At 74.1% G+C, this 16122-nt stretch carries 19 protein-coding genes; 11 read left to right on the top strand and 8 right to left on the bottom strand.

From position 1 onward, the window contains the following. Positions 1 to 146: 146 nt before the first annotated feature. Both dmpI and ACIRST_RS01315 read right to left on the bottom strand, forming a co-directional pair. Positions 147 to 329, bottom strand: coding sequence for a 4-oxalocrotonate tautomerase DmpI (dmpI, locus tag ACIRST_RS01310; RefSeq protein WP_350522894.1), 183 nt, complete (start codon positions 327 to 329; stop codon positions 147 to 149). A 125-nt stretch (positions 330 to 454) separates the two neighbouring features. Beyond that, positions 455 to 1354, bottom strand: a complete 900-nt coding sequence (locus ACIRST_RS01315; protein ID WP_350522893.1) for a LysR family transcriptional regulator — start codon at positions 1352 to 1354, stop codon at positions 455 to 457. Positions 1355 to 1544: 190 nt separating this feature from the next. Here ACIRST_RS01315 and ACIRST_RS01320 point away from each other — a divergent pair, with 190 nt between their 5' ends. Beyond that, on the top strand, positions 1545 to 2216 hold the full coding sequence (locus ACIRST_RS01320) for a DUF1707 domain-containing protein (RefSeq protein WP_402798950.1): 672 nt from the start codon (positions 1545 to 1547) through the stop codon (positions 2214 to 2216). Positions 2217 to 2347: 131 nt separating this feature from the next. Here the strand turns inward: ACIRST_RS01320 and ACIRST_RS01325 are convergent, their stop codons facing one another. After that, positions 2348 to 2758, bottom strand: coding sequence for a VOC family protein (locus ACIRST_RS01325; protein WP_350522891.1), 411 nt, complete (start codon positions 2756 to 2758; stop codon positions 2348 to 2350). A gap of 148 nt (positions 2759 to 2906) precedes the next feature. On the opposite strand from ACIRST_RS01325, the gene ACIRST_RS01330 reads away from it, so the two are divergent. Next, positions 2907 to 3428: a MarR family winged helix-turn-helix transcriptional regulator gene (locus ACIRST_RS01330; protein WP_350522890.1), complete on the top strand. Its 522-nt coding sequence runs from the start codon at positions 2907 to 2909 to the stop codon at positions 3426 to 3428. Positions 3429 to 3492: 64 nt separating this feature from the next. On the opposite strand, the gene ACIRST_RS01335 is transcribed toward ACIRST_RS01330, so the two are convergent. After that, entirely contained in the window at positions 3493 to 4155 is a 663-nt protein-coding gene (locus ACIRST_RS01335; RefSeq protein ID WP_402798953.1) for a C40 family peptidase, read from the bottom strand. 253 nt (positions 4156 to 4408) lie between these two features. Here ACIRST_RS01335 and ACIRST_RS01340 point away from each other — a divergent pair, with 253 nt between their 5' ends. Next, complete coding sequence (locus ACIRST_RS01340; RefSeq protein ID WP_402798955.1) at positions 4409 to 4813, top strand: RidA family protein; 405 nt, start codon at positions 4409 to 4411, stop codon at positions 4811 to 4813. Between the two features lie 100 nt (positions 4814 to 4913). Here ACIRST_RS01340 and ACIRST_RS01345 read toward each other — a convergent pair whose 3' ends face one another. Then, positions 4914 to 5414 (bottom strand): SRPBCC family protein, encoded by a 501-nt coding sequence (locus ACIRST_RS01345; RefSeq protein WP_350522887.1) that lies wholly within the window; start codon positions 5412 to 5414, stop codon positions 4914 to 4916. Then, complete coding sequence (locus ACIRST_RS01350; RefSeq protein ID WP_402798957.1) at positions 5411 to 5878, bottom strand: ArsR/SmtB family transcription factor; 468 nt, start codon at positions 5876 to 5878, stop codon at positions 5411 to 5413. The genes ACIRST_RS01345 and ACIRST_RS01350 overlap by 4 nt, the downstream gene beginning before the upstream one ends. A 185-nt stretch (positions 5879 to 6063) precedes the next feature. On the opposite strand from ACIRST_RS01350, the gene ACIRST_RS01355 reads away from it, so the two are divergent. Together ACIRST_RS01355 and ACIRST_RS01360 are read left to right on the top strand one after the other, a co-directional pair. Then, positions 6064 to 6876 carry a hypothetical protein gene (locus ACIRST_RS01355; protein WP_402798959.1) on the top strand — a complete coding sequence of 271 codons (813 nt, stop codon included), beginning with the start codon at positions 6064 to 6066 and terminating at the stop codon, positions 6874 to 6876. 60 nt (positions 6877 to 6936) lie between these two features. Next, on the top strand, positions 6937 to 8379 hold the full coding sequence (locus tag ACIRST_RS01360; protein WP_402798961.1) for a cell filamentation protein Fic: 1443 nt from the start codon (positions 6937 to 6939) through the stop codon (positions 8377 to 8379). A 166-nt stretch (positions 8380 to 8545) separates the two neighbouring features. Here ACIRST_RS01360 and ACIRST_RS01365 read toward each other — a convergent pair whose 3' ends face one another. Continuing rightward, positions 8546 to 8803 (bottom strand): hypothetical protein, encoded by a 258-nt coding sequence (locus ACIRST_RS01365; RefSeq protein WP_402798963.1) that lies wholly within the window; start codon positions 8801 to 8803, stop codon positions 8546 to 8548. Positions 8804 to 9074: 271 nt separating this feature from the next. Here ACIRST_RS01365 and ACIRST_RS01370 point away from each other — a divergent pair, with 271 nt between their 5' ends. From ACIRST_RS01370 to ACIRST_RS01395, 6 genes are all read left to right on the top strand, one after another. Continuing rightward, positions 9075 to 9809, top strand: coding sequence for a ScbR family autoregulator-binding transcription factor (locus ACIRST_RS01370; RefSeq protein ID WP_402798966.1), 735 nt, complete (start codon positions 9075 to 9077; stop codon positions 9807 to 9809). 300 nt (positions 9810 to 10109) lie between these two features. Further along, the gene (locus ACIRST_RS01375; protein ID WP_350522881.1) at positions 10110 to 10979 is read left to right on the top strand and encodes an AfsR/SARP family transcriptional regulator; all 870 of its coding nucleotides are present in this window, start codon (positions 10110 to 10112) and stop codon (positions 10977 to 10979) included. 89 nt (positions 10980 to 11068) lie between these two features. Beyond that, complete coding sequence (locus ACIRST_RS01380) at positions 11069 to 11872, top strand: TetR family transcriptional regulator (protein WP_402798969.1); 804 nt, start codon at positions 11069 to 11071, stop codon at positions 11870 to 11872. 452 nt (positions 11873 to 12324) lie between these two features. Then, positions 12325 to 13128 (top strand): putative protein N(5)-glutamine methyltransferase, encoded by an 804-nt coding sequence (locus tag ACIRST_RS01385; RefSeq protein ID WP_402798971.1) that lies wholly within the window; start codon positions 12325 to 12327, stop codon positions 13126 to 13128. Positions 13129 to 13462: 334 nt separating this feature from the next. Beyond that, entirely contained in the window at positions 13463 to 13909 is a 447-nt protein-coding gene (locus tag ACIRST_RS01390) for a hypothetical protein (protein ID WP_350522877.1), read from the top strand. A gap of 90 nt (positions 13910 to 13999) precedes the next feature. Further along, positions 14000 to 14503 (top strand): DinB family protein, encoded by a 504-nt coding sequence (locus ACIRST_RS01395; protein WP_402798973.1) that lies wholly within the window; start codon positions 14000 to 14002, stop codon positions 14501 to 14503. 81 nt (positions 14504 to 14584) lie between these two features. Here ACIRST_RS01395 and ACIRST_RS01400 read toward each other — a convergent pair whose 3' ends face one another. Continuing rightward, positions 14585 to 15997, bottom strand: a complete 1413-nt coding sequence (locus tag ACIRST_RS01400) for a pyridoxal phosphate-dependent decarboxylase family protein (RefSeq protein WP_402798975.1) — start codon at positions 15995 to 15997, stop codon at positions 14585 to 14587. Between the last annotated feature and the right edge of the window lie 125 nt (positions 15998 to 16122).

The raw sequence follows: 16122 nt of genomic DNA on the forward strand, positions 1-16122 counted from the left end.
GCCGGTCTGCCTCGACCGTCTGCCTGCCTGCTTGGCTGCCTGAGCGCCTCGGCCGGCTGGGCGCCTCGGCCGCCTTGGCCTCGGCCTGCCTCGGCCGCCGACCGCCGGGAGACGCCCGGCGGTCGGCTCGCGGTGGCGGCCGGCGGCTACCGGTCCGCGGTGAGCCGGCCGGCGGCGCCCCAGTTCTCCGCCGGGTACTCCTGGATCCACACCGACACGCTCTCGGCGGGAACCTCCAGGGTCGCCACGAAGGCCTCGGTGATCCGCTCGACCAGCTCGCGCTTCTGCTCGACCCCGCGCGGGCCCTGCTGAATGGTGACGATGGGCATGTTCGGCTCCTGACCGGGTGTTCCCGCCGGGACTTCCGGCGGGGTTCTCCTGCCGGTTTCTCCGGCTGGGAACAGTCCACCCCACCGGGCCGTCGGCACCCAGACCCGATTCGCTCTGGCAGCGATCACGAATCCTGATCGTCCCCGGTCGCAGCGGTGCGGCGGCAGGCTTCCAGGAGCAGCCGGGGGAGCGGGGCGGTGCGCCGTACGGCGATCGAGGTCGGTACGGCGAGCGGGGTCCGGCAGGGGCGGAAGGCGATCCGGTGGGCGTTCGTCATCCGGGCGTTGGCGGCGTACACCACCGTCCACATCGGGGTGCCGGTGCCGATCGAGGCCAGGGTGTCCTGGAGGGTGCCGTCGTGCGCCGGGCCGGGGACCGGCCGGAAGCCGGCCCGGGCGCAGGCGTCCGTCACCAGGTCCACCAGGGCCGGGTTGTTGCGGCGCTCGGTGAGTCGCAGCGGCAGGTCGGCGAGGTCCGCGAGGTCGACCTCGGGCCGGTCGGCGAGGGCGTGCCGGGCGGGCAGCGCGAGCACCAACTCGTCCTCCCAGGCGGGCAGGAAGCGGAGGTCGGGGCTGTCCTCGGCGACGGCACCGCGGACGAACGCGGCGTCGAGACGGCCGTCCGCCAGCCGGGCGAGCCGTTCCCGCACCGGGGCGGAGTGCAGTTCGACGCGCACCTCGGGGGCCCGCCGCTGGTAGGTGTCCAGGATCAGGTCGAGCCGCTCGCCGAGCCCGGTGACGGTGCCGAGCCGGAGGACGGCCGGTGCGGCCAGATCGGCGGCGAGGGCGCGGGCGGCGTCCTCGGCGGCCAGGACGTCCCGGGCGGCGGGCAGGAAGCGCTCGCCGGCCTGGGTCAGCCGGACGTGCCGGGGCGAGCGGTCGAACAGCTCGACCTTCAACTCCCGTTCCAGGCGCCGGACCTGCTGGCTCACGGCGGGCTGGCCGAGCAGCAGCTTCTCGGCGGCCCGCCCGAAGTGCAGCTCCTCGGCCACGGCGACGAAGCAGCGCAGCTGCCGTAGCTCCATGCGATCCCCTGCTCGAACTGTTGATCTGTCGATGGTCGGCCTGCCGTGGTCGGTCGGCCGGCGGCCGGCCCGTCCGTGGTCGACCCTGGCGGCCAAACGTATCGCGATATAGCGTGTTCCTGTTCGCGCCGTCGGTCGCACCACCGACCCCATCGCGTGAAAGCCCTTCGTCGAGCTCAGGACGGGATGCATGCCGGGAGAGATCTCGCCCATCGGGAAGCCCACCGCAGGGTCCGCCGGGAAGCCCGCCGGAACGCCCTCCGGGCACGGTTCGCAGCCCGCGATGCGGGCCTCCCACGCGGACCGGGACCGGGTGGTCGAGCTGCTCCGGGTCGCGGCGGGCGACGGCCGGCTGACGTCCGACGAGCTGGACGAGCGCGTGGACGCGGCCCTGTCGGCGCGGACGGTCGACGAGCTGGCCGAGCTCACCGTCGACCTGCCGACCGGGCCGGTCTCGGCCACCGGGGCCCTGGCCGAGGTCAAGGACGTGGTCCGGATCGACCAGCGGTTCAGTACGGTCGAGCGGTCGGGGCGCTGGGTGGTGCCCCGGCGGCTGGAGCTGTCCGCGGAGTTCTGCAAGGTGACACTGGACTTCACGCAGGCGGTGATCACCCAGGACACCGTGCAGATCGCGCTGGACATGCGGGGCAAGACCCTGACGCTGATCGTCGCGCCGGGCATGGTGGTCGATGCCGACGGCCTGGCCCTGGAGTTCAGCAGGGTCAGGGACCGGCGGACGCCGGACCCGGACGTGCCGGTCCGGCTGCGCGTGGAGCTGGTCGGCAAGAAGACCTTCGGCCGCGTCGTCGTGCGGCAGCCGCGGAGGTCGCGCCGGCCGACCGGCCGACGACCCCTGGGGTAGCGCGCGCAGGCGGCGATCGCGCGGCAGTGCCGGACGCGCCCGCCCACGCCCTTGGTGTCCTATGACCTGCGCCCTCGACCGGAGCCCCTGACCGGTGTCCCTGGCCTGCGTCAGGGGGACGCGTCTCAGTCTTAGTAGGACTGAAGCTCGATCAGGTGACCGTCCGGGTCCCGCAGATGGGCGGTTCGGAGGTTCGGGCCCCACTCCGGCCGGTCGGTCGCCTTGACGGCCAGGGTGCCGCCGTGGCGCAGGCAGAGGTCGACCGCGGAGTCCACGTCGTCCACCCGGAAGACCAGCATCGCGGAGTCCTGCGTGGGTGTGGCGGGGCGGGTGGGCGACCCGGCGGTGCCGAGGGTGGCGGCCATCATGGAACGGTCGAAGAGCACCAGAACGGCTTGGTCGGCGACGTCCCAGTTGGCGTACGGGCCCTCGGGTGTGCCCTTGACCAGGGCGGCGCCCGTGAACGGCGGCAGGATCGCGCCGTAGAAGGCGAAGCAGTCGGCGAAGCGGGTGACGAGCAGGCGGGGGTACAGGGCGTCCACGGGCGAACTCCTGGGTTCGGTCGGGTCGGGTCGGGTTCGGTCGGATCGGCTCGGGTCGGTTCGGGGTGGCTCAGGTCGGCCACGGGCGACTCGGGTCCAATATTAGTGGGTCGACACCCACTATAGGTGTGGACCCTAGAATGGCGCCATGGCCTCCGAGAACCCGCCCTCCGCGTCCGAGCGTCCCGCGCCCGAGGGCTCCGCGCCCGACCTCCAGGGACTCGAACTTCCCCCGTCCCTGTTGGATCTGAGCACCTATCTGCTCTCCCGGGTCGGCCGGACGGCCCGTGTCCGGCTCGCCGAGCGGCTGGCCGAACGCGGCCTGCGGCTCTGGGACATGGCGGTGCTCGCCTCGCTCGCCGACTTCGGTCCGCAGGCCCAGCGCGACCTCGTACGGCGGCTGAGCCTCGACCCGAGCGACCTCGCCAAGGTCGCCGACCAGCTCGCCGCCGCCGGGTACGTCGAGCGCGCCCGGGACCGCGCCGACCGGCGACGGGTCTCGGTCTCGATCACCACCGCCGGGCGGGCGCTGCTCGCCGAACTCGACGCGCAGGCGCGGGCGGTGCAGGACGAGGTGCTGGCGCCGCTGGACGCGGGGGAGCGGCAGGTGCTGCAGTCGCTGCTGCTCCGGGTCCACCGGGGAGCGGGGGAGCGGCGCACCGGTCTGTGACCGGTGACCGGGACGTCCGCGGCCGGTCAGGCGGCGGGCGGGCCGGGCCGGGGGTGGCGGGCGGTCAGTCGGCGGGCGGCGCGGGGCGGCGGGCGCCGGCGAACTCGCCCGCCCAGCGCGGAACGTCGAGCACGTGCTCGACGCGGGCGACCAGCGTGCCGGTGCGCTCGGCGTGGATCATCGCGCCGTCGCCGACGTGGATCCCGACGTGGTGCAGCGGCGCGTCGGGGCGGGAGAAGAACAGCAGGTCGCCCGGGGCGAGCGCGTCGCGCTCCACCGGGGCGCTGCGGTTGAACTGGGCGACGGTGTAGTGCCCCAGCTCGACGGCACCCTCGCTGCCCCGGTACCAGCAGTAGAGCGAGAGGCCGCTGCAGTCGAAGCCCACCGTCGTCTCGCCCATGCACAGGCCGTTGAGGTAGCCGTTCTGGTCGTCGCAGAAGCCGAGGCCCGCGCCGAGGCGGTCGCCGCCGCCCCAGGCGTACGGCACCCCGATCTGGGCGGCTGCCACGGCGGCGACCCGCAGGCCCAGCGCGCCGGCGGGCTCGGTGTCCCGTGCGGGGGGTGGGGTGGGCGTCGGGTGTGCGGCGTGTGCCGCCTGCGCTGCCTGCGCCGCCGGGGTGAGCGAGGGGGCGAGCGCCGGGACCAGGCCCGCCCCGAGGGCGAGGCCGAGCATGCGGCGCCGTCCGACGCCGGCGTCCTGGTCGCGGTCGGACGGTTGGCGTTCCATGGGGCGGCTCCCGGGCGGCGGTTGCGGGCGGAGACACGCGTGCGGAGGTGCGTGCGCGGAGGCACGCGTGTGGACGCGCGTGCGTGGGCACCAGGATCGCGTTCCGGTGGGGTCGCCCGCCATCACCCGCAACGGTGAATCGTGGGCGCACCGGCCTTGTGACCGCGGGGATTCCGTCGGTAAATCGTTTGACGGTCGTTCACATGGGGCCAACGATGGGCGCGAACGTTCGGTCGGGCCGTCGGAGGACCTCATGAGCAGCGCCGTCAAGTTGATCCGCACCACACGTCTGACGCAGGCCGTCGACTACGCCTACGGCGCGGTGGTCGACGCCCCGGCGCGCACGCTGTGGCTGGCCGGGGCCTGTCCGCTCGACGAGGACGGCCGGACGGTCGCCGTCGGCGACTTCGAGGCGCAGGCCCACCAGGTGATGCGCAACCTGGTGACGGTGCTGGAGGACGCCGGCGCCGGGCTGACGGACATCGCCCGGACGACCGTGTACGTGGCCTCCGGTGACCAGGCGGACCTGGTGAAGGTGTGGAACGTGTACCGCGCCTACATGGGGGAGCACGACGCGCCCAGCACCCTGCTCGGCGTCTCGGTGCTCGGGTACGACGACCAGCTGGTGGAGGTGGAGGCGGTGGCCGTGCTGCCCTGATCGCCCGGGAAGCGGAGAACCCGGGAGCCCGCGGGCCCAGGAGTCCGGAGCCGGATGGCCCGGGCGATCACGGCGGCACGTCGGCCCGCCTGTCGCTCGGTCAGCCCGCGGCGAGGCCCGTGGCGAGCAGGGCGTCCAGCTGCCGGTAGCCCTCGACGACGCCGTGCTCCATGCCGCTGGCCAGGATGGCGTCCCGGGCCGCCAGGCTGTCGACCACCGACAGTACGGTGACCCGGGTGCGGCCCTCCCCGGCGGGCTCGAAGGTGGCGGTGTCCAGTGAGACGCCGTCCGGCACACCCTCGAACGTGAAGGTCTGGACGAGCCGGGTGGTCGGCCGGACTTCGTGGAAGGAGCCGTAGAAGGCGGCGATCTCCTGGCCGTCGCGGTGCATCGTGTAGCGGTAGTGCCCGCCCGTCCGGGCCTCCCAGGTGTCGATCTTCATCTCCAGGTCCTTCGGGCCGAGCCACTGGGCGACCAGCTCGGGCTCGATCCAGGCCCGGAACACCCGCTCCTGCGGGGCGTCGAACTCGCGGACGATCCGGATGGTGGGCAGCTGCGGGTCCGCCTCGATGTGGGTCTCGGGGCCGGTGGTGGAGGTCATGACGGGTCTCCTTCGCTCTGCTGGGGTCGATCCTTGCCGTGGCTGTCGCTGCTGTCGCTGTCGCTGTCGCTGTCGCTGTCGCTGTCGCTGTCGGTGGAAGTGGAGGTGGAGGTGGTGGCGGGCCCGGTGTGGGCATCGTCGTCCGCCAGCTCCGCGAGGAGGGCGTCCAGGCGGCCGAAGCGCTCCTCGGCCTGGCGCCGGTACCGCTCGATCCAGCTCGTCATCAAGTCGAACACCTGCGGCTCCAAGTGGCACGGCCGTCGCTGCCCGTCCCGGCTGCGACTCACCAGTCCGGCCTCCTCCAGCACCTTCAGGTGCTTGGAGACGGCCTGCATGGACATCGCATAGGACTCGGCCAACTCGCCGACGGTCGCGTCCCGCAGTGACAGCCGGGCCACGATGTCCCGTCGCGTCGGATCCGCCAGGGCCACGAACGCCCGGGACAGCTGGTCGGCAGCCACCATGCACTCCTGCTCTTCCTCAACCGATTGGTTGAGAACAACGCTACGCCGCCTCGCGCGCTTGTTCAACCGTTTGGTTGCGAATGCCCCGCCGTACAGACCCGCGCAGGCCGTGCCGACCGTGCCGACCGCGCAGGCCGTGCCGCCCGCCCGGCGGCCCCGAGCCACCGGTGTGGGATCATGATCGGATGCCTCAGGACCCCGAACCGTCGACCGACCCGCTGCGCGGCCGGTGGCCCCTCGCGCCCTCCAGTTCGGCCGACTGGCTGACCGAGCTGTGCGGCGACGGCGTGCTCGGGTTCATGCCGCCGGCGATGCCCGATGCCGCCTGGGTGCTCAACGCCATGTACGAGCACGAGCACGGGCCGGGCGAACTCACCCACCACGAGTACCGCCAGGCCCGGCTGGCGGACGGGAGCGCGCAGCCCCTCGTCCTCGTGGGCGTGGACCTCGACGCCGTGGGCGTGGCCACGGGCGGTGACCTCGGCCGCGCCGAGCACCCCGGACCCGGCTGGCGGCGGTTGCGCTGGGCCGAACTCGCCGAACGGACCGGCGACCCCGTCGTGCCCGAGGGGCAGCTGCCCTGCCTCCGCTGCTTCCCGTCCGCGAGGAAGGGCGGCAGCTGGCCGCTCGGGATCGTCCCGCCCGCCGAGGGGAGCCTCGACCGGGAGACCTGGAACCGTCTGATCGCCGTCCTCACCGAGCACAGCCCGGCCGGCCCGGACACCCGCTGCCTGGCCTACTACAACCCGCTGATGATGGCGGCCGACGACTTCGACAAGCACCACGTGCGCGAGGGCCGCCTCGGCGACGCCGAACTCCTCTACGACACCGACGACGTGGACTCCAGCCCCTCCAACCTCTGGGCCGCCGACCGCTCCTGGGTGCTGTGCACCGACTACGACCTCTGGGCCACCAAGGTCGCCGGGCCCCCGGCCCTCGTCGAAGCCCTGCTGGGCGACGCCGAGTTGGAGGCACTGCGGCTGCCCTGGGCGGCCTGACACCGGGCCGGGCCGAACACCACGTGAACCGGCATCGCACCGGTATGCCAAGCTGACGCGGTGATTCCGAACCTGGCCCCCGGCCGCCTGAGCTGGCACGACGTGGACCCGACCCGTCACCCCTTCGACGCCGCATCGGTCGAGCGGGAGGTCCGCGGGCTCGGACCGGCCCTGCGCGTGCCCTCCGCGTCCGACGCCCCCACGGGCGACGCCGAGCGGCGCGAGTGGAGCCGGAACGTGGCCGCGCCCTGGGCCGGCGCCATGTCCTACGCCCTCGCGCAGCACTACGGCGGTTGGATCGTCGGCTGGCGCTGGGCCATCGGCGAGGGGGACTACGACGGCGGGCCGATCGACAGCTGGTGCTGCCCGCCACACTCGGTGACCACCCCGGAGGAGACGCTGGGGCGGGTCGTCGCGGCGGTGCGCGAGTGGCGCGCCTGGCTGGAGGACCTCGCCGAACGGTTCGAGGCGTACCCGCTGGACCCGGCCGCCATCGGGGAGCAGCGGGCCCTGTGGCAGAGCGCCGCCCGCGGCCTCATCCTGCACGTGGCCGACCGCACCTGCGGCGACAGCGGCTGGTACGGGCACTGCAAGCAGGTGCTCACCTGGTTCCTCGCCCGTTGGGGTGTCGCGCCCGACATCGCCCGGGAACTCGTCGAGGAGGCGGTCGGCGGGAGGTTCACGAGCTGGGTCAGCCCCGACACCGTCCTGGTCCACGAGGTCGCCGAGCGGCTGGCGGAGTCGCTGCCGCCGGTGGCAGCGGCCGCCGACCGGGCCGTCGAGGCCGCCGACCGGCCCGCCGCGGGCGGGGCGGCCGTACCGGACCACCTGGAGCGCTGGCTCGCCGTGCGCCCGGACGTGGCCTGGCCGGCACCCTCGGCGGAGGCGACGTCCGGGCCGGTGACCCCGACCCGCGACGGAGCCGCCGAGGACATCCAGGCCTTCGACGGCTCCATCGACCCCGCCCGGGCGGACGGCCTGCTCGCCGCCCTCGACCGACTCCGCGCCGACGCGGCACGCGGCGCCGCCCTCGACTTCGAACTGCTCCGCGGCTGGCAGCAGCACGTGCTGGGCACACCGGAGCCGCCGCGCTTCCGCACCCTGCCGGCCTTCGCCAAAGGCGGCGGGGAGCGCTACGGCATCGCCCCCGACACCCGCGCCCGCTTCGACGCCTGCCTCGCCGAGAGCGCTCGCCCCGCCGAGGTCGCCGGTTCCGCCGGTGACACCGACGGAGACGGGGCGCTCCCGCTCACCGTCCGCGCCGCCCGCGCCTACCTCGACGTCTGCTTCTTCCACCCCTTCGACGACGGCAACGCCCGCGCGGCCTTCCTCACCCTCCTCTTCGTGCTCGCCCGCGAGGGCGTCGGGCTCGACGGCGTCACCCTGCTGCGCCGCATCACCTTCCAGGCCGACAACCCGCAGGACCCGCTGATCCTCGCCCGCTACATCGGCTTCCACCTCGACGAGACCCGCCGCAACGCCGCTGCCGTGAAGGAGTCCTGAAGCCTGTCGCGGCGGGTCGGGTGAAGGCAGGTCGACGTGTGCCCCGGCCTGCTGGTTCACGCGGTTCGGGCGAGTGGTGCATGTGGGTGACGGCAGGCGGCCGACGGTGCGGCGGATCCCGCGGAGGCGCCGGTGGGCGCGGTTCTCGTGCGGACCGGCGGGTTCCTCACTCGCAGATGCGGTCGCCGGGGACGTGTGCCGAGTCCTTCCCGTCCGGGAACCGGGCGCGGTCGGGGAGGACGGTGCCGTCCGGGCGGCGGACGCGGGCTTGCAGGACGCCCGGTGCGGCCCACGGGGTGCTGACGGCGTAGACCGTGCGCGGGCCGGGGGTGCCCGGGAAGTGGGCGACGGTCCGGACGGCGAGGTGCCGGTCGCCGCAGGCGATGTCCTGGACCTCCTCCTGGTCCGCGTAGAGGAAGCTCACCCACCGGCCGCGACGGCACGGCCACGGGGAGGGCGACTGTGCGACGAAAGGAAACCAATCGTTCGGTTTTTGTGAGCGAAAGGATTTCCCTGGGTAAGTCGAACGGCAGTGGCTGGCGGGTTGCGTGGTGACGGACCGTCGGACGGGGCTCGGCGGACTGCGGGGAAGGGCGAGCGGTTGGGGGATTGCCCGACATCGTCTTGTCGGTTGCGGGTGGGGCGTAGCTAAGATACGGGGTGTTTGGTTTTGTTTTCCGGGATCTCAGGGCGGGGTGGTTGCGGTGGTACGGCAGGAGCGGGCGCTCCGGACGCGTCGGCTGATCCTGGAGGCGGCGGCATCGGTCTTCGACGAGTTCGGGTACGAGGGAGCGACCATCGGGGAGGTGGTGACCCGGGCCGGGGTGACGCGCGGTGCGGTCTATTTCCATTTCGCGTCGAAGCGGGATCTCGCACAGGGCGTGGTCGAGGAGCAGTTCTCCCAGGACGGGGTTCCCGAACGGAGCTGCAAGCTCCAGGAGTTCGTGGACACCGGGATGGTCGTGGCGTATCTGATGCCGCGTGACCCGCTGCTGAGCGCGGGTGCCCGGCTCTCGCTCGGGCAGGACCTGTTCGACGACCTCGGCGGGGGAGCCATCCCCGGGTGGATCGACCGGATGGAGGCGCTGCTGACCGTGGCCGGCGAGCGCGGTGAGCTGCTGCCGCACGTCGTTCCGGCGGACACCGCATGGCTGGTCATCGCCGCGTGGACGGGGGTCCAGATCCAGTCCCAGAAGCTCTCCGGGCGCGCTGACCTGGAGCTTCGGGTGTCCGGGCTGTTCCAGCACCTGATGCCGAGCATCGCCGTGCCGGGTGTGCTCGGCTCGCTGCGGATGGGGCCGGACCGGGGCGCCCAGGTGGTCGCCGAGATCGCTGCGGCCCGTACGTCGGACGACGGCGTGGACGGGGACGGCGCCGACGAGGGCGGTGCGGTGCCGGTCGAGCAGCAGGCAGGGGTCGGCGTGGGCTGACGCCGGATCAACCGGCCTCCCGTCCGCGGGAGGTGGGCGCGCGAAGGCGCGGTGGCGGTGGCGGGATGCGGGGGTCCTGCGCCGCCTTTGTTTTGCACTGCGGCCGGTACGGAGGGTGGCGGAGCGGATCCAGTGGGTGAGCGGGGCGGCCCCACCTGAAAACAAACAGCACGTTCGGTTTTGTATTGACAAACCGCGCGTCCTGTTTTTCACTGGTGACAGTTGCCCCCTGGGCTGTCGACCCGGGTGCCGGCCGCGGCGGAAGAGCCTGCGGCGTTCCGTGTGATTGGGGTGGTCATCGTGGAAATTCGGGTGCTCGGGGCGTTGGACGTCCGGGTGTGCGGGGTGTCGGTGGTGCCGTCGGCGCCCAAGCCGCGCCAGGTGCTGGGGCTGTTGGCACTCCGTGCCGACCAGGTGGTTCCGGCGGGGGTGCTGGCCGACGAGCTGTGGTCCGGCCGTCCGCCGCGCAGCGCGCGCACCACCGTGCAGACGTACGTCCTCCAACTGCGCGACCTGATCGACCGGGCGCTCGCCCAGGGGGACGGCGGTCCGGGGGCGACCTGCGCCAAGGACGTCCTGGTCACCTCGCCCGGCGGCTACATGCTGAACAGCGGCGGCGGGCTGACGGACGTCCGCGAGTTCGAGCGGCTGGCCGGTACGGGCTACCGGGCGATGGACGGCGAGGACCATCCGCTGGCCGCCCGGATGCTCGGCGAGGCGCTCGCACTGTGGCGCGGTCCGGCCTTCGCGGACGTCCCGGTCGGCGGCCAACTCGCCGTCGAGGCGAAGCGGTTGGAGGAGACCCGGCTCTGCGCGCTGGACCAGCGGATCGACGCCGACCTGCGGCTCGGGCGGCACCGCGTGCTGCTCGCCGAACTCACCGTCCTGGTCGACCGCTACCGCACCCACGAGAGCCTGCACGGCCAGTACATGATCGCCCTGCACCGCTCCGGACGGCGCGGCGAGGCCCTGGAGGCCTACCAGCGCCTGCGGAACACCCTGGTACGGGAGTTGGGCATGGAGCCCTCGGTCGGACTGCGCCGCCTCCAGCGCTCCATCCTGCTCGCCGCGCCGGAGCGACCCGCCGCGTCGGAGCGGACCGGGCGCGAACCCGTCGCCGCCGGAGCCGGGTTGTCGGAGGCGGCAGCCCGACTCAGCCGGGTCGGCTGAGCAGGTCGGTCGCAGGACCCGGCGCCCGCCCGGGAGTTCGCCGGGGTCCGGTCGGAACGTGCTTGTCGTCGTGAGGGGTTGTGGGACGAGTGGTCCAGGAGAGGTCGGAACGGACGCGCGGGCGGCTGGTGGAGGCGGGGGCGGGGCTGTTCGACCGCTGCGGCTACGCCGGTGCCACCCTCGGCGAGATCGCCGCAGCCGCAGGGGTGACGAAGGGGGCGCTCTACTTCCACTTCGCCTCCAAGGAGGAGCTGGCCAGAGCGGTCTTCGAGCAGGCCGAGCGCTCGCTGCGGTCGGCCTGCGGCGACCACCGTGCCGTCGACTCGCCGCTCCAGGCGCTGATCGATGCCGGGTACTGGCTGGTCGACGCCCTGGGGACGGACCCGGTGGTCCGGGCGGCGTTCCGCCTCGGCCGCGCGGGCGGCTGGCAGACGGACCATGCGACGGGTGGGTCCGGGGCGGGTGGCCCTTCCGCAGGCGGACCGTCCGCGGGCGGGCCCGCAGCGGGAGGGCTCGGGGCGGGAAGGCCCGGGTCGGGCGGGTTCGGGTCGGGCGCAGCCGGGGCGGTGGATCCCCGGCGGGTCTTCGCGGGTGTGCGCGGCTTCCACGGCGTCTGGGCCGGCGTCGTCCGGGACCTGCTGGCCGGAGCCGACCGCGCCGGCGAACTGCGCGCCCGCTCGGACGGTCTCGGCCCGGAGACGCTGGTCGTGACCGCCGCCTGCGGTCTGGAGGTGGTGTTCGCCGACGGCTGCCCCGCCGAGGAGCGTGCCCGTCGGGTCGGCGCCCTCTGGGACTGGTTGCTGCCCTGCCTGGTGCCTCCCGGCAGGGCCGACGGATACCGCACCAGGCCGCCGGCGCCCCAGCCGGTCACACCGGCGCCGCAGCCCGTCTGACCGGCGGCGTGACCGTCCGGCCGGCGGCGTAACCGTCCGACCGGAGTGCGGATCCGCAGGAGAGGAGTGCGCTCCCGCCCGGCGGGCGAAGCGGAAGCGGGGAGTGGGCGCCCTCCGCCGCGCCCCCGGGTCGGCCCCCCGGGTCGACTGCCCGGTGGGCGCCCGACGGAGCGCGCGCCCGCCCGACCGAGCGGCAAGGGCCGGGGGCCGCAGCACGGTTGATCATCCTCGGCGGGCCGTGCGGTAAGGTGGTTGACGCCGAGTGTGACCGCGACCTAGGGAGGTGAGACCCATTACCGGAATGTCCGAGCGGGTGCTCCCTGAGTGCGGCCGTGCGGGCGCCGCGCGCGCGTAGCGTAGGCGGCGTGCCGACGGTGTCGGCCCTGGCGGGAGCCCTGACGGAGTCCTTCTCCTCCGTTCCTCCTCCTCCCGTCTTCCCCTAAGGGGTTCTCTTGCCGGTCTTCTCCTCCGCCGCTCTCCGATCCTCGGTGGTCTCCCGACTGCGCGCAGCCGGTTGCGTGTTCGCCGAGGACGAGGCGCGCGTCCTGCTCTCCGCCGCCGCCTCGCCCGCCGACCTCGCCACCATGGTCCGTTCCCGCGCCGAAGGCCGTCCGCTCGAACACGTCGTCGGCTGGGCCGAGTTCGCCGGTCTGCGGATCGCCGTCGACCCGGGCGTCTTCGTCCCGCGTCGGCGCAGCGAGTTCCTGGCCGCCGCCGCCACCGCGCTGACCGGCCCGCCCCGGGGCCCGGGCGCGGTGGTGCTCGACCTGTGCTGCGGCAGCGGCGCACTGGGCGCCGCCGTGGCGGCCGGGGCCGCGCACCCGGTCGAGCTGCACGCGGCGGACATCGACCCGGACGCCGTTCGCTGCGCCCGCCGCAACCTGGCGGGAACGGGCGGGCTGGTCCACCGGGGCGACCTGTTCGCGGCCCTGCCCCCGGAGCTGCACGGCCGGGTGGACGTGCTGATCGCCAACGTCCCGTACGTCCCGACGGGCGACCTCGCGCTGCTGCCGCCCGAGGCGCGGCTGCACGAGGCCCGGCCGGCGCTCGACGGGGGAGCGGACGGCCTGGACGTGCTGCGCAGGGTGGTCGCGCAGGCGCCGCGGTGGCTGGCGGCGGACGGCGCGCTGCTGTTCGAGACCAGTGAGCGTCAGGTGGCGGCGGCCCTCGCGGTGGCGCGGGAGGCCGGGCTGGCGGCGGCGGAGAGCCGGCACGAGGACCTGGACGCCACGGTGGTCACCGCGACGCCGGGGTGAGCCGTGGCCCGGGGGGCGCGGTCGTCGCCGCCCCGGGCCGGTGGTCGGCCCGGCCCGTTCAGAGGTGGGTGCCGTACACGTGGTCGACCGGGATGGTGAGCAGCACCCGGCGGTCGGCGACCATCACCTCGCGGTACTCCTTCCAGTGGCCGGGCGTGTTGCGCGGGCGGCGCCCATGATGGCACGCGCCGCGGGCCGGGTGGGGAGGTTCGGCAATCCGGTGCGACGTCCGTCGGGGCGGGGCTATGGTCGGGGCGAGAACGTGACGTTCCGTCGGGTTTCCGTGACGGACCGTCGACGACCGCGCCGCCCGAGACCGAGGGGACACCGCACGATGGCACGCGAACGCAGGCCCGTGGAACTGCTGGAGTTCTCCGACGACCTCCACTACGAGGACGTCACGCCGCTGCGGGCCTTCCTCGACGCCCGGCTGCGCGAGGTGGTCGAGGCCCAACCCGAGGGCACCGACGCCCGGTTCGCCGCCGAGCGCCTGGCGGACGTCACGAAGTCCGACTGCATCTTCCTGTCGGACGTCCTGGGCGCCTGGGAGGACGTACTGATGGAGGGCCGCGGGGACGAGCCCGGGTGGACGCAGCGGATGCGGCAGGACGGCGTCCTGTGGTGGGCGCGGCTGTGCCGGACGGCGGAGCGGTTCCGCGATCACCCCGACCACCGCAGCCGGTGGCGGCCGCTTCCGTTCATGAACCTCGCGCACGCGGAGTTCATGGCGGGCCTGACCGACCGGGCGGGCGGCGTGTACGGGGACGGGGCGCACCCGTGATCCCCGCCGGGCAGGGACGGGTCGGGGCGGGCCGGTCCGGGGCGGTGATCGGGGAGCCGGGTTGTCGGTGCCGGCTGGTACGGTCCGATCATGGAGAAGCGAGTGCCCTTCACGGGTGAGGAGAAGGAAAGCCTTCACGTCGCACTGGACCGGCACCGCGATGCGGTGCTGTGGAAACTGGAGGGCTTGGACGACGAGCAGTTGCGCCGGCCGATGACGCCGTCCGGGACGAACCTGCTGGGGCTGGTGAAGCACCTCGGTGGTGCCGAACTCGGGTGGTTCCGGGAGACGTTCGGCCGGGAGACGGGGCCGTTGCCGTTCGACCTCGACGCCGACGAGATGTCCGACATGCGGGTGGAACCGCACGAGTCGACGGCGGACGTCCTGGAGTTCTACGCGCGGGCGCGGGCCGGTGCGGACGAGACCATCCGGGAGCTCGCGCTGGACGACCTCGGGACGTCGTGGTCGGGCAACACCGTCTCGCTGCGCTGGGTGCTGATCCACATGACGACGGAGGTCGCGCGGCACGCCGGGCACGTGGACATCCTGCGGGAGCTGATCGACGGCGGCACGGGGGACCACAACCGGAGCTGAGCCGGGGCCGGTCGGGCGCTGCTCCGGTCGGGCGCTGCTCCGGTCGGGTCCATTCGGTCAGGCCTGTGTCCGGTCAGGCCCTCAGGTTCCGGTCGGGGCCGGCTTCCCGACGGCCCGGGCCAGCGCCTCCGCCGTCCGCCGGACGTCCGCCTCGGTGGTGCGCCAGTTGCTGAACGCCGCGCGCAGGGCGGGCCGGTCGGCGTAGCGGGTCGGGGTGAGGAAGGCCTCGCCGGCCACCTCGGCGGCGAGGTCGGCGAGGCGCTCGGGCGTGGGATCCGTCGCCAGGGTGAAGCAGACGACGTTCAGCCGGACCGGCGCGAGCAGGCGCAGGCCGTCGATCCGCTCGACCGCCTCACCGAGTGCGCGGGCGCCCGCGACGTTGCGCTCCACGATCTCCCGGTGGCCGGAGCGTCCGTACGCGCGCAGCGTGAACCAGGCCGCCAGGGCGCGCAGCCGGTGCGAGTTCTCCGGGGTGAGGTGGACCAGGTCGGGGTGCTCGCCGAGAGGGCCGAGGTAGGCGGCGGCGTTCCGGAACACCCGGGCCTGCAGGTCGGGGCGGCGGGTGAACTGGACGGCGCTGTCGTACGGCACGTTGAGCCACTTGTGCAGGTCGACGCAGACCGAGTCGGCGAGGTCCAGGCCGGCCACCAGGTGCGCGTGCTGCGGCGACAGCGCGGCGAAGGCGCCGAACGCGGCGTCCACGTGCAGCCAGAACCCGTACCGCTCGCGGAGGGCCGCGATCGCCGGCAGGTCGTCGAAGTCGACGGTGTTGACCGTGCCCGCGTTGGCCACCACGACGCACGGCCCGTCGGCCTCGGCCAGCGCCCGCTCCAGCGCGGCCACGTCCACCGCCTCCCGGCCGGGCAGCAGGGGCACGCCGTGCAGCGCCGTCCGGCCCAGGCCCAGCACCGACAGCGCCTTGGGGACGGAGGAGTGCGCGCCGCCCGACAGCACCCGGACCGGGCCCAGCGCGCCGACCCCGTCCTCGGCGACGTCCACACCGAGCCGCTCGCCGAGCCACTCACGGGCGATGGCCAGCCCGACCGTGTTCGACATGGTCGCGCCGCTCACGAAGGTGCCGTGGTGCGCCGGGGACAGCCCGAACAGCTCGCGCAGCCAGCCCACCGTCTCGCGCTCCAGGTGCTGACCGGCCGGGTCCAGCGAGGAGTTGGAGTTCTGGTCGGCGGTGGCGGTCAGCCAGTCGCCCGCCAGCGCCGCAGGGGTCGCACCACCGGTGACGAACCCGAAGTACCGCGGCCCGGCGCTCGCCGACAGCCGCGGCTCCCACCGCTCGGCGAACTCCGCCAGCGCCGCGGGCAGGCCACCGCCGGCCGTGGGCAACCCGCCACCGCCCGTCGTCGGCAACCCGTCACCGGCCGCCCGCGGGATCACGGACCGCTCGTCGAGGCCGTCGAGGAAGGCGAGGGCGTGCTGCCGGGTCTCCTCCAGGAGTTCGGGCAACCGCGCGAGGTCGGCGGCGAGTTCGGGGTGCATCGGGTTCTCCGTTGATCGACTTGCGTGGTTGACCGGCTGTGTGGTTGACCGGCTGTGTGGCTGATCGGCTGTGCGGCCGAGGGTAGTGGCCGGCCGGGCCGCCGTCCCGGGCCAATCCGGTACGG

Source organism: Kitasatospora sp. NPDC101447, assembly GCF_044767225.1.
In the GTDB taxonomy this organism is placed as follows: Bacteria; Actinomycetota; Actinomycetes; order Streptomycetales; family Streptomycetaceae; genus Kitasatospora.